This window comes from Rhodococcus sp. AB351, assembly GCF_049538275.1.
Classification (GTDB): Bacteria; Actinomycetota; Actinomycetes; order Mycobacteriales; family Mycobacteriaceae; genus Rhodococcus.
In genome coordinates this window covers 1,223,070-1,236,816 of the sequence record NZ_JBMVFW010000001.1, presented here as the reverse complement: position 1 = coordinate 1,236,816, position 13,747 = coordinate 1,223,070, and the positions used below count along the sequence as shown (strand labels likewise).

Below are 13,747 nucleotides of genomic sequence, written 5' to 3'. Positions count from 1 at the left end.
GCCGAACGGCACATACTGATCACTGTCGTCCTCACACCGTCGTCTCGACCGGGGGAGAATGCCGTGCGCCGATTACCGATCGTGTTGTCCGCCGTGATGCTCACCGTCGTGGCCGCCTGCGGCAACGACACCGCCGAAGAATCACCGCCGGCCGCAACATCCGAGGCCACGGCTACGGATTCGACCGCCACCGGCGAGGCGCCCGCCGACGAGTTCCAGGACGTGCTCGACCGCATGCGCGAGGAGGTCGGTTTCCCCGGAGTCGTTGCGCGCGTGGTCACCCCGGACTACGAATGGACCGGTGCGTCCGGCACGATCGGTGCGGATCGATCGGAGGAGCCCGACCCCGACGATCACACCCGTATCGGCAGCATCACGAAGACGATGACGGTCACCGCTCTGCTGCAACTGGCGGAGGACGACGAACTGTCGCTCGAGGATCCGATCGGCCGCTATGTGCCGGGTCTGCCGAACGGGGACACCGCCACTCTGGGGCAACTGGCCTCGATGGTGAGCGGTATCCCCAGCTACACCTTCGACGAGGAATTCCAGCAGCGGCTCTTCGCCGATCCGGAGGCCCCGTGGACCCCGGACCAGCTCCTCGACTTCGTGCGCGGCGACGCACCGAACTTCGCTCCCGGCGAGCGGTTCGAGTACTCGAACACCAACTTCATCGCGCTCGGGCTGGTCGTCGAGCAGGTCTCCGGGCAGAGCCTGCACGAGTACTTCCGGGCGAACGTCTTCGAGCCCCTGGGCATGGCCGAGACCGTCATGCCCACCGACGCGGCGATCGCGTCACCGCACCTGTACGGGATCACCGAACAGGGACAGCCGGACGGGCAGACGGCCGATGCGACCGACTGGAACCCGTCGTGGGGATGGTCGGCCGGCGCGGTGATCTCCACGGTCGACGATCTCGAGTTGTGGGGCACGGCCCTCGGGACGGGCGAGGGCATCCTCTCCCCCGAGATGCAGCAGCTCCGTCTCGATTCGTTCCTGTTCGACATCCCCGGTGCGACCGACACCCGCGCCTACGGTCTCGGGCTCGGTATCGAGAACGGCTGGCTCGGCCACACGGGCGAGCTCCCCGGTTTCAACACCTACGTGGGATATCTGCCCGAACGGCAGGCTGTGGTCGTCGCTGCCGTGAACAGCGACATCCCGACCGCCGACGGGGAGGAACCGGTGACCCCCGTGGCGAACCAGCTGAAGGAGATCGTCGGCTGATCGCCGTGATCCCGAAACGCCGAACGGCGCCCACCCGAGGGTGGACGCCGTTCGAGCGTCAGTGAGGACTAGCTCACTTGATGATCCCGTAGGCGGTGCCTACTTGATGATCTTCGTGACGCGACCGGCGCCGACGGTGCGGCCACCCTCGCGGATCGCGAAGCGGAGGCCCTCGTCCATGGCGACCGGCTGGATCAGCTTGACGGACATCTCGGTGTTGTCACCGGGCATGACCATCTCGGTGCCCTCGGGGAGGGTAACAACGCCCGTCACGTCCGTGGTACGGAAGTAGAACTGCGGACGGTAGTTGTTGAAGAACGGCGTGTGGCGGCCGCCCTCCTCCTTGTTGAGGATGTAGGCCTGGCCCTCGAACTCCGTGTGGGGAGTCGTGGTGCCCGGCTTGACGACGACCTGGCCGCGCTCGACGTCCTCGCGCTTGATGCCGCGGACGAGGAGACCGACGTTGTCGCCGGCCTGGCCCTGGTCGAGCAGCTTGCGGAACATCTCGATGCCGGTGACCGTGGTCTTGGTCGACTCGGGGCGGATGCCGACGATCTCGACCTCTTCGTTGACGTTGATCACGCCACGCTCGATACGGCCGGTGACGACGGTGCCACGACCCGTGATGGTGAAGACGTCCTCGACGGGCATGAGGAACGGCTTGTCGGTCTCACGGACCGGGTCCGGGATGGAGTCGTCGACGGCCTGCATGAGGTCGACGATCGACTGGACCCACTTCTCGTCACCCTCGAGAGCCTTGAGAGCGGAGATCGGGACGACCGGAGCGTTCTCGTCGAACTCCTGCGAAGCGAGGAGCTCGCGCACCTCCATCTCGACGAGCTCGAGGATTTCCTCGTCGTCGACCATGTCGGCCTTGTTCAGGGCGACGAGGATGTAGGGAACGCCGACCTGACGGGCGAGCAGCACGTGCTCACGCGTCTGGGGCATCGGGCCGTCGGTGGCGGCCACGACCAGGATCGCGCCGTCCATCTGGGCGGCACCGGTGATCATGTTCTTGATGTAGTCCGCGTGACCCGGGGCGTCGACGTGCGCGTAGTGGCGCTTGTCGGTCTGGTACTCGACGTGGGAGATGTTGATCGTGATACCACGAGCCTTCTCCTCAGGTGCCTTGTCGATCTGATCGAAAGCGAAGCTCTCGTTCAGGTCGGGGAACTTGTCGGCAAGCACCTTGGTGATCGCAGCCGTGGTGGTGGTCTTGCCGTGGTCGACGTGACCGATGGTGCCGATGTTCACGTGCGGCTTGGTCCGCTCGAACTTCGCCTTCGCCACTGGATGTCCTCCTGGACTGTTGTTGCTTGCTGTATGCAGCAGTGCGGTTTGTATTACTTGGTCGTGCAGGTGACCGAGGGATAACCCGGAGGCTACTCGCCGGTCGCCTTGGCGATGATTTCCTTCGCGACGTTCGAGGGAACCTCTGCGTAGGAATCGAACACCATGGAGAAGTTCGCACGACCCTGGGTCTTCGACCGCAGATCGCCGATGTAACCGAACATCTCCGAGAGCGGAACCAGCGCCTTCACGACACGGGCACCACTGCGTTCCTCCATGGCCTGGATCTGGCCACGGCGGGAGTTCAGGTCGCCGATCACTTCACCCATGTAGTCCTCGGGCGTGGTGACCTCGACCGCCATGAGGGGCTCGAGGATCACCGGGGCGGCCTTGCGGGCCGCTTCCTTCAGTGCCTGCGAGCCGGCGATCTTGAACGCCATTTCGGACGAGTCGACGTCGTGGTACGCACCGTCGATGAGGGTGACCTTCAGGTTCACCAGCGGGTAGCCGGCGAGCACGCCGTACTGCATGGCGTCCTGAGCACCCGCGTCGACCGACGGGATGTACTCGCGCGGGATGCGACCGCCGGTGACCTTGTTCTCGAACTCGTAGGTCGCGCCGTCCTCGCCGACGAACGGCGAGAGGCCGATGATGACCTTTGCGAACTGACCCGAGCCACCGGTCTGCTTCTTGTGCGTGAACTCGAGCTTCTCGACCGGCTTGGTGATCGTCTCGCGGTACGCGACCTGCGGCTTGCCGACGTTGGCCTCGACCTTGAACTCGCGCTTCATGCGGTCGACGAGGATGTCGAGGTGGAGCTCGCCCATACCGCCGATGACGGTCTGGCCGGTCTCGTCGTCGAGCTCGACCGAGAAGGTCGGGTCCTCTTCGGCGAGCTTCTGGATGGCCGTCGACAGCTTCTCCTGGTCGGCCTTCGACTTCGGCTCGATGGAGACCTGGATGACCGGGTCCGGGAAGGTCATCGACTCGAGGACGATCGGGGCGTCCTGCGCGCACAGGGTGTCGCCGGTCGTGGTGTCCTTCAGGCCGATCATCGCGTAGATGTGGCCCGCGACCGCCTCGTCGACCGGGTTCTCCTTGTTGGCGTGCATCTGGAACAGCTTGCCGACGCGCTCCTTCTTGCCCTTGGTCGAGTTGAGCACCTGGGTGCCCGAGTCGATCCGGCCGGAGTACACGCGGACGAAGGTCAGCTTGCCGAAGAAGGGGTGCGCAGCGATCTTGAAGGCGAGAGCCGAGAAGGGCTCCTCCTTCGAAGGCTTACGACGCAGTTCCTCTTCTTCGTTACCGACCTGATGGCCGATGACGTCGCCGATGTCGAGCGGGTTCGGCAGGTAGTCGATGACCGCGTCGAGCATGGGCTGGATGCCCTTGTTCTTGAAGGCGGAGCCGCACAGCACCGGGTAGAGCTCGGAGTTGACGGTCATCTTGCGGATGGCCGCCTTGATCTCGGCGACGGTGAGTTCCTCGCCGCCGAAGTACTTCTCCATGAGCTCTTCGTCGGACTCGGCGACCGTCTCGAGCAGCTTCTCGCGGTACTCGGCAGCCTTGTCGGCGAGGTCGGCCGGGATCTCCTCGACCGTGGCCTCGGTGCCGATGTCGGTGGTGCCACGCCAGGTGAGCGCCTTCATCTCGACGAGGTCGACGACGCCGTCGAAGGCATCCTCGGCACCGATGGGGAGCTGGAGGACCAGCGGCTTCGCGCCCAGGCGATCGATGATCGTCTGCACGGTGAAGTAGAAGTCCGCGCCCATCTTGTCCATCTTGTTGACGAAGCAGATGCGCGGAACGTCGTACTTGGCAGCCTGGCGCCAGACCTGCTCGGACTGGGGCTCGACGCCCTCCTTGCCGTCGAACACGGCGACTGCGCCGTCGAGGACGCGCAGCGACCGCTCGACCTCGACCGTGAAGTCGACGTGGCCGGGGGTGTCGATGATGTTGATCTGGTTCTTGTTCCAGAAACAGGTCACAGCAGCGGAGGTGATGGTGATACCACGCTCCTTCTCCTGCTCCATCCAGTCGGTGGTCGAGGCACCGTCGTGCGTCTCACCGATCTTGTAGTTGACACCGGTGTAGAAGAGGATGCGCTCGGTGGTGGTGGTCTTGCCGGCATCGATGTGCGCCATGATGCCGATGTTGCGGACCTTGTTCAGGTCGGTCAGCACTTCCTGTGCCACAGGTAACCCCGCTCGTAGCTCGTGTCGGTCCTTGGGTGCGGACCACATGTTCTTGTGTTGTCAGCCGGCCTTTACGGGACCGACACAGTTGTGCGAGCAGCCGACCGGGAGGTCCGTGATGACGGCATCTCCCGGTCGGCGACGACTCACCAGCGGTAGTGCGCGAACGCCTTGTTGGCTTCAGCCATCTTGTGCGTGTCCTCGCGGCGCTTCACGGAGGCGCCGAGGCCGTTGCTCGCGTCGAGGAGCTCGTTGGCGAGCCGCTCGACCATGGTCTTCTCGCGACGCTGACGCGAGAACGTCACCAGCCAGCGCAGCGCGAGCGTGGTGGAACGACCGGGGCGAACCTCGACCGGCACCTGGTAGGTGGCACCACCGACGCGACGGCTGCGGACCTCGAGGGCGGGCTTGACGTTGTCGAGCGCGCGCTTGAGGGTGACGACCGGATCGGTACCGGTCTTCTCGCGAGCCTGCTCGAGCGCCTGGTAGACGATGCGCTCGGCGGTGGACTTCTTGCCGTCCAGCAGGATCTTGTTGACCAGCTGGGTGACCAGCGGCGAACCGTAGACCGGATCGGCGATCAGCGGGCGCTTGGGAGCGGGACCCTTACGTGGCATCAGCCCTTCTCCTTCTTCGCTCCGTAGCGGCTGCGGGCCTGCTTGCGGTTCTTGACACCCTGGGTGTCGAGCGAGCCGCGGATGATCTTGTAGCGCACACCCGGGAGGTCCTTCACACGACCGCCACGCACGAGCACCATCGAGTGCTCCTGGAGGTTGTGGCCCTCACCGGGGATGTAGGCGGTGACCTCGACCTGGGAGGTCAGGCGCACACGGGCGACCTTACGGAGAGCCGAGTTCGGCTTCTTCGGGGTGGTGGTGTACACGCGAGTGCACACACCGCGACGCTGGGGGCTGCCCTTGAGCGCCGCGCTCTTGACCTTGGCGGCCTTGTCGCGGCGGCCCTTGCGGACCAGCTGATTGATGGTTGGCATTAACCGGCTTTCTTCGTTGTCTGAAGCTGCTCACTTCGAGCAACCTCGGCTGTTCTGAAATTAGGGATCCATCGGTTGGGGCAAGAAAGCTGCTGCCCCGCACTCGCCCCTCGTGTGCACACGAGGTCGGGTGTGTCGCGTACCCCCACACAGGCAGCCGGGGGCTCGCTCCTGCAGATATCCACAGACCGCGCGCACGGCACTACCTCGCATAGGCACACAGACCGGCCCGGGCATGCCGGACACGACCCACAACGATACCCGGCGTGCGCGCATGAGGTCAAAGTGAGGAGCACGCACCCTCCCGAGGATCCGCACACACCGTCAACTGCTGAGGTTCAGTGTGAGCCGGGCCAACGTAGCAGCAGCTTCACACGGGTCCGCTCCCCCGGAGGTGTACTGCACCCACCAGCCGAAGATGCCGGTCGTCGACGCCCCGGAACTGACCCCGCACGACAGCGGATCGCCGGGTCGGCGCATCTGCAGTGCCCGCCGGCCCTCGATGGTCGTGTTCTCGATCTCGTAACCGAGTCCCTCGGCGGCGGCGCGTTCGTGGTCGAGGGAACCGGTCTCGAACCAGTTGAAGGTGACCTTCACTACTCCCGTGGGTCCCTCACCGTCCCAGCGGCAGATCGCACCGAAGAACCCGCGGTAGACGTAGTCCGCACCCACGGCCTCGGCGATCTTCTCGTCGGCGACCGCATCGCACTCGGTGAGCAGTCGAGTGAACTCGGCGCCCGTGCCGCCACCGACCCCCTCCGGGACGGGCCGCCCCTCGATGGTGCGGGTACATCCGGTGAGCAGAGCACCCGTCGTGAGGACGGTCGCGAGTGCGGCGCCCCAGCGGCGGGCGTTCACTTCTGCACTCTTTCCACACTCGTGGTGGCCAGGCCGCGAGCGACGACGCAGGCGTCGGCGACGGGCGTGAGGTTCGAGTACGAGACCGACCAGTGGACGAAGTCGCCGCCGAACTCCACGCCGATCTCGCACAGCGTCGTCTGGCCCAGCTCGTTCTGGTAGGACCCCATGAAACCGGACCGTCCCCCGATCTCGACGTCGGCGGCGGGCCGGCCGATGAGATCGGAGCCGGCGCGTTCGCGGCCGATGGGACTTCCCCGGTACCAGGAGAAGCTCACGCTGGGGCCGCCGACGTAGATCTCCCACTCGCAGCCCACCGAGTTGCGCGTCACCGTCGTGAAACTTCCGAGACCGAAGGCCGCCGCCACCTCGTCGTCGGACATCGCGCCGCACTCGTCGAACAGCGGGCCGGGGTCGGTGACGGACGCGGTGGGCGAGGTCGCTGCCTGTCCGGCGTCGTCGGAGTTCCCGCACGCCGCCGCACCGAGACTCATGAGGCCGACCGTGGCCACGGCAGCCGCCGTCCTTCCGATGCGCGGGAGAGGCATGGCGGGAAGACTACCGAGCCGGGCCCGCCTGTGTGCGACGACTCGAGGACTCCCGGAGCACCTCGTCGAGCTGCGCGGCCCAGTGGCGGACGATCTCCCGCCGGCGGGCCGAGTCGTCGGTCAGCACGTCGGCCAGGCCGAGGCCGCGCGCGAGATCCAGGGTCGCCTGCACCGTCCGGTGCACGACCGGATCGGTGTCGTCGGCGCCGAGCTGCTCGACGGCGACCGCGTGCGAGACACGCCCGAACTTCTCCTCGAGCGGCAGGAGCATCTCACGCAGAGCAGGATCGGCCGCCGCGGCCGTCCACACCTGCAGGGCGGCCTTGAACATGTTGCCGGTGCACTGGTCGACGATCCGCTCGACCACTGCCTCCGTGCGGCCGACGCCCTCGGGCACGTCGAACGGCTCGGTGCGGACCCGTTCGATGCGACTGTCGAACATGAACTCGAGCGATGCGGTGATGAGATCCTCCCGGGTCGGGAAGTGATGCTGGGTGGCCCCGCGCGACACTCCTGCCCGCTCGGCGACCACACTCACCGTGGTTGCGGCCCAACCGGATTCGGCGAGGCAGTCGATCGTCGCCTCGAGCAGTCGCCGCCGCGTGGCGCGGCTGCGGTCCTGCTTCGGTTCTCGCGCCATCGGGCCTCCTGCTCCTGCTGTTCTGTCACGACCACCCGGTCACGACCGTTCCGTCACGACTGATCTTCCGCCGAACGGGTATTCGTGCGACCCCGAGACCGTACGCAAAGCTCATCATCCGTACACTCGTATAACAGGTCGGGGCGAAAGGGGAGCACCACGTGGCGACCATCGTCAGGCGCGAGGACTACTTCGACGCCGCGCTGGCCATCCTGGCCACCAACGACCATGCCGGGCTCAAGCAGGCACGGTTGTGCAGTCACCTCGAGGTGACGACCGGCTCGTTCTACAACTATTTCGAGAGCTGGGCGCAGTTCAAGACCGAATTCCTCCAGCACTGGCTCGAGAGCCAGACGCTGCAGCTCGCCGCCGCGGCGCGCCTCGAGGGTTCGATGACCCGACGGCTCCGGTTGCTCGTCGAATTCGCGTGCAGTCTCCCCCACTCCGCCGAATCCGCCATCCGTGGTTGGTCGCACAGCGACTCCGGGGTCCACGAGGTGCAGAGCAAGGTCGACGACCTGCGTTACGCGGTGGTGGCCGAAGCGGTGGCCCAGTATCTCGGTTCGAGGGGACAGGCCGAGCGGTTCGCAAGGCTGGCCCTGTACACGCTCGTGGGCTACCAGCAGACCGTGCCGCTGCAGGACGTGAACTCGTTGCGGTGGTCCCTCGCCTATCTGCTGGGGACGCTGCTCCCGGCGGAGGAGGCGGCCGGTATCTTCCCGCCGGATTCCTTCCCGCCGAACCTCGGTACCTCCGGGTCCGAGGTGTCGAATCCCGACACCTCGAACCCGGAAGCATCGAACACCGAAGCGTCGAACACCGAAGCGTCGGCCTAGTACGACTTCGGCAGGCCCAGCGAGTGCTGGGCCACGAAGTTGAGGATCATCTCCCGGCTGACCGGCGCCACGCGTGCGATGCGCGCGGCGCCGAGCATCGCCGCGAGGCCGTACTCCCGGGTGAGGCCGGCTCCGCCGTGGGTCTGGATCGCCTGGTCCAGCGAGGCGATCGCGGCCTCACCCGCGGCGTACTTGGCCATGTTCGCGGCCTCGGCGGCCCCGAAGTCGTCGCCGCTGTCGTAGAGGACGGCGGCCTTCTGCATCATGAGCTTGGCGAGTTCGAGCTCGATCTTGCGCTGCGCCAGCGGGTGCGCAATGCCCTGATGCGCGCCGATGGGCTGCTTCCAGACGGTGCGCTCGTTGGCGTAGCGCACCGCGGCGTCGAGGGCGTACCGGCCCATCCCCACTGCCATCGCCGCGCCCATGATCCGTTCGGGGTTCAGTCCGGCGAACAGCTGCATCAGCGCGGCCTCCGGTTCACCGACCAGTGCGTCGGCGGGAAGCCGGACGTCGTCGAAGAACAGGGAGAACTGGTAGTCCGGCTCGAGGATGTCCATCTCCATGGGCGTCTTCGTGAAGCCCGGAGCGTCGGTCGGCACGATGAACAGGGCCGGACGGAGCTTGCCGGTCTTCGCGTCCTCGGTGCGGGAGACGACGAGCACGGCGTCGGCCTGGTCGACACCGGAGATGTACACCTTGCTGCCGGAGAGGATCCAGTCGTCACCGTCGCGGCGGGCGATGGTGGTGATGTTGTGCGAGTTGGATCCGGCGTCGGCCTCGGTGATGCCGAAGGCCATGATGCGGGAGCCGTCGGCGAGCCCGGGCAACCATTCCTGCTTCTGCGCGTCGGTGCCGTACTTGGAGATGATCGTGCCGCAGATGGCCGGCGAGACCACGACGAGCAGCAACCCTGCGCCCTTGGCGGAGAGCTCCTCCTGCACCAGCGCGAGTTCGTAGATGCCGGCGCCGCCCCCGCCGTATTGCTCCGGGAGGTTCACGCCGAGGAAGCCGAGCTTGGCCGCCTCCGCCCACAATTCGGTGAGCGGCTCGTGCGCGCGTGACTTGGGAAGCACGTAGTCGACGTAGTTGTAGCGCTCGGCCAGAGCCGCGACCGCAGCGCGCAGTTCCTTCTGTTCTTCGGTCTCGATGATGCTCACGAGGTGCCTTCCGGGTTCGGGTGAGAGGACGCGCGGCCGTGGACGGTCGCGTGAAGGATCAGGTGTGTCAGGCGCCGTAACCCAGCCGCTTGGCGGCGAGTTCGGTGAGGATCTCGGTGGTGCCACCGCCGATACCGAGGATGCGCATGTCGCGGTACTGCCGTTCGACCTCGGATTCGGCCATGTACCCGAGTCCGCCGAACAATTGGACCGCCTGGTTGGCGACCCACTCGCCGGCCTCGACCGCGGTGTTCTTCGCGAAACACACCTCGGCGATCAGGTCGGTCTCCCCCGCCACGGCGCGTTCGGTGACGTGCCGGGTGTAGACGCGCGCGACGTCGATGCGACGCGCCATCTCGGACAGCGTGCGCTGCACGGCCTGGCGGGTGATCAGTGGCCGGCCGAAGGTCTCGCGATCGCGGCACCACGCGACGGTCAGGTCCAGGCACCGCTGCGCACCCGAATAGGCCTGGGCGGCGAGGGCGATCCGCTCGGAGACGAAACCCTGTGCGATCTGCCAGAATCCGGTGTTCTCCGCGGCGACGAGGTTGGTGACCGGCACGCGGACGTCGGCGAAGGACAACTCGGCGGTGTCCGACGCGCGCCAGCCCATCTTGTCGAGTTTGCGGGAGACGGTGAAACCCGGTGTGCCCTTCTCGATCACGAGCAGCGAGACTCCTCCGGCGCCGGGACCTCCGGTGCGGACGGCGGTGACCACGAAGTCGGCGCGGCATCCCGAGGTGATGTAGGTCTTCGCGCCGTTGACGACGTAGTGGTCGCCGTCGCGCACCGCGGTGGTGGTCAGATGGCCGACGTCCGATCCGCCGCCCGGTTCGGTGATCGCGAGGGATCCGACGAGTTCGCCTGCGAGAGTGGGCCGTACCCACTTGTCGATCTGATCGGGATCGCCGGCCGCGATGAGGTGCGGCAGGGCGATGCCGCACGTGAACAGTGATGCGAACGCGCCGCCCGAGGCACCTGCCTCGTGGAACGCTTCGCACACGGTGAGCGTGTCGGCACCGTCGCCACCGGAACCGCCGACCTCCTCGGGGAATCCCGCGCCGAGCAGGCCGACCTTCGCGGCCTCGACGTGCAGTTCGCGGGGCAGTTCGCCGGCGCGCTCCCAGTCGTCGAGGTGGGGCAGGATCTCGCGCTTCACGAAACCGGTGACGGTCTCGCGGAGGGCGAGACGCTCGGGGGTGGTCCACATGCTCACGATGTCTCCGATGGTGTCTCGGCCGGGGTGTCTCGCTGGGGTACGGGTGTCTTCAGGAGGCGGACGAGCCGGCTTCACGTCCGGCGCCGGGGGCACCGGCGAAGGCCTGGGCGAGGCCGAGCCATTCCTCCGCGTCCGGGCCGTCGGTGACGAGGGCGGTGTCGTCGCGGTGGATGCGCTGGGTGACGAGCAGGCAGAAGTCGAGAGCCGGGCCGGTGACCGACTGCGCGGCGTCCTCCGGACCCCATTCCCAGCTGTCACCGTCGGGGGCGGTGAGCACCACGCGGAACGGTTCGGCCGGTGGCTTCCGGTCGCGGATGACGTACGCGAAGTCGCGCGTCCGCACCCCCAGGTGCGCGATGTTCTTCAGGCGCGCGGTGGGTGTGCGGGTGACGCCGAGGGCGTCGGCGACGTCTCCCCCGTGCGCCCAGGTCTCCATCAGCCGCGCGGTCGCCATCGAGGCCGGCGACATCGGCGGTCCGAACCACAGGATCTTCGTACCGCGCGGGACCTCGGCGAGCGCGCCGGCGAGTTCGCGGCGGGTGTCGCGCCAGTCGGCGAGCAACTCCGCGGGCGGCCGGCCCGCCTGTTCCGCGGCACCGACGTCGACGAATCCCAGCGGGTCGCCGAACGCCGCTTCGACCATCTTCACGAAGGCGTCCGGGTCGCGGACGGCGGTGAGCGCCGCCCGGTCGGTCCACAACAGGTGGCCGATCTGGTGGGCGATGGTCCAACCCTCCGCCGGAGTGGGCAGCGCCCAGCTCTCGTCGGGCAGGTTCGCGACGAGAGCGTCGAGATCGTCGCCGTCCGCGCGGAGATCGTCGAGCACGGTGTGCAGATCGGACATGCGGAAAGCGTCACACGTCACAGCCCTAAAATCAAGCACGCGTGATTGTTTTTTGCGGCAGACGTCGTCCGGGCCTGTCGGACAGACTGACGGGATGGCCGACGACTCCCGCACGCACACCGTCGGGCCTGTCGTCGCGGTCCTCACCGCGGTGTTGTCGATGCAGTTCGGGGCGGCCTTCGCCGCGACCCTGTTCGACCGGGCGGGCGCCCTCGGCACGGTGACCCTGCGCCTGCTGTTCGCGGCCGTGATCCTCTGCGCGTTCACCCCGCCCCGGCCGCGGACGTGGACACCGGAACAGTGGCGGGCGGTGGTGACACTGGGCGCGAGTCTCGCGCTGATGAACACGGCCTTCTACGGGGCGCTGACGCGGCTGCCCCTCGCCGCAACCGTCACCATCGAGTTCCTCGGCCCGCTCGGACTGGCCGCGATCCTGTCCCGACGCCTCCGCGACGGCCTGTGGGTGGTGCTCGCGTTGGCCGGAGTGGTCCTGCTCGGCGTGGGTGACGGTGCCGGACTGTCCACCGGTCTCGATCCGCTCGGGGTCGCCTTCGCGCTGGTCGCCGCATCGGGATGGGCCTGGTACATCATCGCCGGCTCACGTGTGGCGACGACCCTGCCCGGATCCGCCGGACTGGCCGGAGCGACGACGATCGCGGCCGTCGTCGTCCTGCCGTTCGGCGCGGCGACGGCCGGCACCGAGCTCCTCCGGCCCGACCTCGCGCTCGCAGGACTCGCCGTGGCGCTGCTGTCGTCGGCGATCCCGTACACCCTCGAGATCCGTGCCCTGCGCGACCTGCCGAAGAAGGTGTTCGCGATCCTCATCGCGCTCGAGCCCGCCGCCGCAGCGCTCGCCGGTGCTCTGGTGCTGGGGCAGGTCGTCGAACCCCTCGCCCTCGTAGGCATCGCACTCGTCGTGATCGCGGGGGCCGGCGCGTTGCAACACTCGCGCGCGTGACCCGGTACCGGGTGCAGGCCCGGTCAGCGGGTACGGGTGATCAGTCGGACCAACTCCCCCGCCGGGCCGGACAACACCCGCGGTGGCCTCCAGACCGCACGGAGCACGCGCTGCAGGTCGAGTCCGTCGACCGCGACCGCGACCAGGCGACCGGAGTCCAGATACTCCTCCACCGCGAGGGTGCTCAGCACCGCCGGGCCCGTACCCCCGAGCACGCTCGTGCGGACCGCTGCTCCGCTCCCGAGTTCGAGCAGCGGTGCGGCCCGGTCGTACTCCTGCAACGCGAGGTCGAGGGTGCGGCGGGTGCCGGAGCCCTCCTCGCGGACGACCAGTGGTGTCGCCGCGAGTTCGGCCACGGTGAGCGGCCGACGCCGCCGCGCCCAGGAATGCTGCAGCGGGACGACCACGACGAGGCGATCGCGTGCCACCGCGACACTGTGCAGTCCCTCCGGCACCGTCGGTCCTTCGACGAACCCGACGTCGCATCCGCCCTCGGCGACGACGTCGCACACCCGCATCGAGTTGTGGACCTGCAACTGGATCTGGACGTCGTCGCGGAGGGTGCGGAAGGCGCCGAGCCACCGCGGGATGAGGTGTTCGGCGACCGTCATCGACGCCGCGACCACCAGTTCGGGTTGCTGCTCGACGCGCAGTGCGGCGGCGGCGTCGAGGAGGCGTTCCGCGTCGGCCAGGACCTCCCGAGCCCAGTGCGCGACCACTGTGCCCTCCGGGGTGAGCACCGAACCCGTCCGGCCACGCCGCACGAGGACCGCGCCGAGTTGCCGTTCGAGCCGGCGCAGCATGCGGGTCGCGTTGGGCTGGGCGAGACCGGCCGCGCGGGCCGCGGCGCCGAGCCCGCCCCGGTCGTCGACCCCGACGAGCAGTTCCAGAGCAACGAGATCCGGCCAGCTGGTCATGCACGAACGATATGCCGGACCCTCTGCTCATATCCATTCGATATGAGCTCATGTCCGATCGACGGCT

Annotated in this window: 14 protein-coding genes; 3 read left to right on the top strand and 11 right to left on the bottom strand. The window is 67.6% G+C overall.

The window, feature by feature from the left end; all coding sequences use genetic code 11:
• Positions 1–63: 63 nt before the first annotated feature.
• On the top strand, positions 64–1,227 hold the full coding sequence (locus ACPCXD_RS05775) for a serine hydrolase domain-containing protein (RefSeq protein WP_026060887.1): 1,164 nt from the start codon (positions 64–66) through the stop codon (positions 1,225–1,227).
• A 99-nt stretch (positions 1,228–1,326) separates the two neighbouring features.
• On the opposite strand, the gene tuf is transcribed toward ACPCXD_RS05775, so the two are convergent.
• From tuf to ACPCXD_RS05740, 7 genes are all read right to left on the bottom strand, one after another.
• Entirely contained in the window at positions 1,327–2,517 is a 1,191-nt protein-coding gene (gene tuf, locus ACPCXD_RS05770) for an elongation factor Tu (RefSeq protein ID WP_016690893.1), read from the bottom strand.
• 92 nt (positions 2,518–2,609) lie between these two features.
• The gene (gene fusA, locus ACPCXD_RS05765) at positions 2,610–4,712 is read right to left on the bottom strand and encodes an elongation factor G (protein ID WP_024101663.1); all 2,103 of its coding nucleotides are present in this window, start codon (positions 4,710–4,712) and stop codon (positions 2,610–2,612) included.
• A gap of 146 nt (positions 4,713–4,858) precedes the next feature.
• Positions 4,859–5,329 carry a 30S ribosomal protein S7 gene (rpsG, locus tag ACPCXD_RS05760; protein WP_006552257.1) on the bottom strand — a complete coding sequence of 157 codons (471 nt, stop codon included), beginning with the start codon at positions 5,327–5,329 and terminating at the stop codon, positions 4,859–4,861.
• A complete protein-coding gene (gene rpsL, locus ACPCXD_RS05755; protein WP_006552258.1) occupies positions 5,329–5,703 on the bottom strand; it encodes a 30S ribosomal protein S12 in 375 nt (124 codons plus the stop codon). The genes rpsG and rpsL overlap by 1 nt, the downstream gene beginning before the upstream one ends.
• Positions 5,704–6,027: 324 nt before the next feature.
• Positions 6,028–6,561, bottom strand: a complete 534-nt coding sequence (locus ACPCXD_RS05750; protein ID WP_423658758.1) for a DUF3558 domain-containing protein — start codon at positions 6,559–6,561, stop codon at positions 6,028–6,030.
• Positions 6,558–7,109 carry a DUF3558 domain-containing protein gene (locus tag ACPCXD_RS05745; RefSeq protein WP_172414863.1) on the bottom strand — a complete coding sequence of 184 codons (552 nt, stop codon included), beginning with the start codon at positions 7,107–7,109 and terminating at the stop codon, positions 6,558–6,560. The genes ACPCXD_RS05750 and ACPCXD_RS05745 overlap by 4 nt, the downstream gene beginning before the upstream one ends.
• A gap of 10 nt (positions 7,110–7,119) precedes the next feature.
• A complete protein-coding gene (locus ACPCXD_RS05740; protein ID WP_016690888.1) occupies positions 7,120–7,749 on the bottom strand; it encodes a TetR/AcrR family transcriptional regulator in 630 nt (209 codons plus the stop codon).
• A gap of 161 nt (positions 7,750–7,910) precedes the next feature.
• Here ACPCXD_RS05740 and ACPCXD_RS05735 point away from each other — a divergent pair, with 161 nt between their 5' ends.
• On the top strand, positions 7,911–8,585 hold the full coding sequence (locus ACPCXD_RS05735) for a TetR/AcrR family transcriptional regulator (protein ID WP_088897091.1): 675 nt from the start codon (positions 7,911–7,913) through the stop codon (positions 8,583–8,585).
• Here the strand turns inward: ACPCXD_RS05735 and ACPCXD_RS05730 are convergent.
• From ACPCXD_RS05730 to ACPCXD_RS05720, 3 genes are all read right to left on the bottom strand, one after another.
• Complete coding sequence (locus ACPCXD_RS05730) at positions 8,582–9,742, bottom strand: acyl-CoA dehydrogenase family protein (RefSeq protein WP_016690886.1); 1,161 nt, start codon at positions 9,740–9,742, stop codon at positions 8,582–8,584. The two genes, ACPCXD_RS05735 and ACPCXD_RS05730, sit on opposite strands and share 4 nt — an antisense overlap.
• A gap of 67 nt (positions 9,743–9,809) precedes the next feature.
• Positions 9,810–10,958: an acyl-CoA dehydrogenase family protein gene (locus ACPCXD_RS05725; protein ID WP_088897090.1), complete on the bottom strand. Its 1,149-nt coding sequence runs from the start codon at positions 10,956–10,958 to the stop codon at positions 9,810–9,812.
• Between the two features lie 52 nt (positions 10,959–11,010).
• The gene (locus tag ACPCXD_RS05720; RefSeq protein WP_423658754.1) at positions 11,011–11,805 is read right to left on the bottom strand and encodes a TIGR03084 family metal-binding protein; all 795 of its coding nucleotides are present in this window, start codon (positions 11,803–11,805) and stop codon (positions 11,011–11,013) included.
• Between the two features lie 94 nt (positions 11,806–11,899).
• On the opposite strand from ACPCXD_RS05720, the gene ACPCXD_RS05715 reads away from it, so the two are divergent.
• Positions 11,900–12,763 (top strand): EamA family transporter, encoded by an 864-nt coding sequence (locus tag ACPCXD_RS05715; RefSeq protein WP_258258758.1) that lies wholly within the window; start codon positions 11,900–11,902, stop codon positions 12,761–12,763.
• Positions 12,764–12,786: 23 nt separating this feature from the next.
• Here the strand turns inward: ACPCXD_RS05715 and ACPCXD_RS05710 are convergent, their stop codons facing one another.
• Entirely contained in the window at positions 12,787–13,680 is an 894-nt protein-coding gene (locus ACPCXD_RS05710; RefSeq protein WP_423658752.1) for a LysR family transcriptional regulator, read from the bottom strand.
• Positions 13,681–13,747: the final 67 nt, after the last annotated feature.

What these genes read in the sequence shown, in the direction of transcription:
- rpsG (WP_006552257.1), bottom strand. Translation starts at nt 5,329, where the DNA reads ATGCCACGTAAGGGTCCCGCTCCCAAGCGCCCGCTGATCGCCGATCCG.
- ACPCXD_RS05710 (WP_423658752.1), bottom strand. Translation starts at nt 13,680, where the DNA reads ATGACCAGCTGGCCGGATCTCGTTGCTCTGGAACTGCTCGTCGGGGTC.
- ACPCXD_RS05715 (WP_258258758.1), top strand. Translation starts at nt 11,900, where the DNA reads ATGGCCGACGACTCCCGCACGCACACCGTCGGGCCTGTCGTCGCGGTC.
- rpsL (WP_006552258.1), bottom strand. Translation starts at nt 5,703, where the DNA reads ATGCCAACCATCAATCAGCTGGTCCGCAAGGGCCGCCGCGACAAGGCC.
- ACPCXD_RS05720 (WP_423658754.1), bottom strand. Translation starts at nt 11,805, where the DNA reads ATGTCCGATCTGCACACCGTGCTCGACGATCTCCGCGCGGACGGCGAC.
- ACPCXD_RS05745 (WP_172414863.1), bottom strand. Translation starts at nt 7,109, where the DNA reads ATGCCTCTCCCGCGCATCGGAAGGACGGCGGCTGCCGTGGCCACGGTC.
- ACPCXD_RS05740 (WP_016690888.1), bottom strand. Translation starts at nt 7,749, where the DNA reads ATGGCGCGAGAACCGAAGCAGGACCGCAGCCGCGCCACGCGGCGGCGA.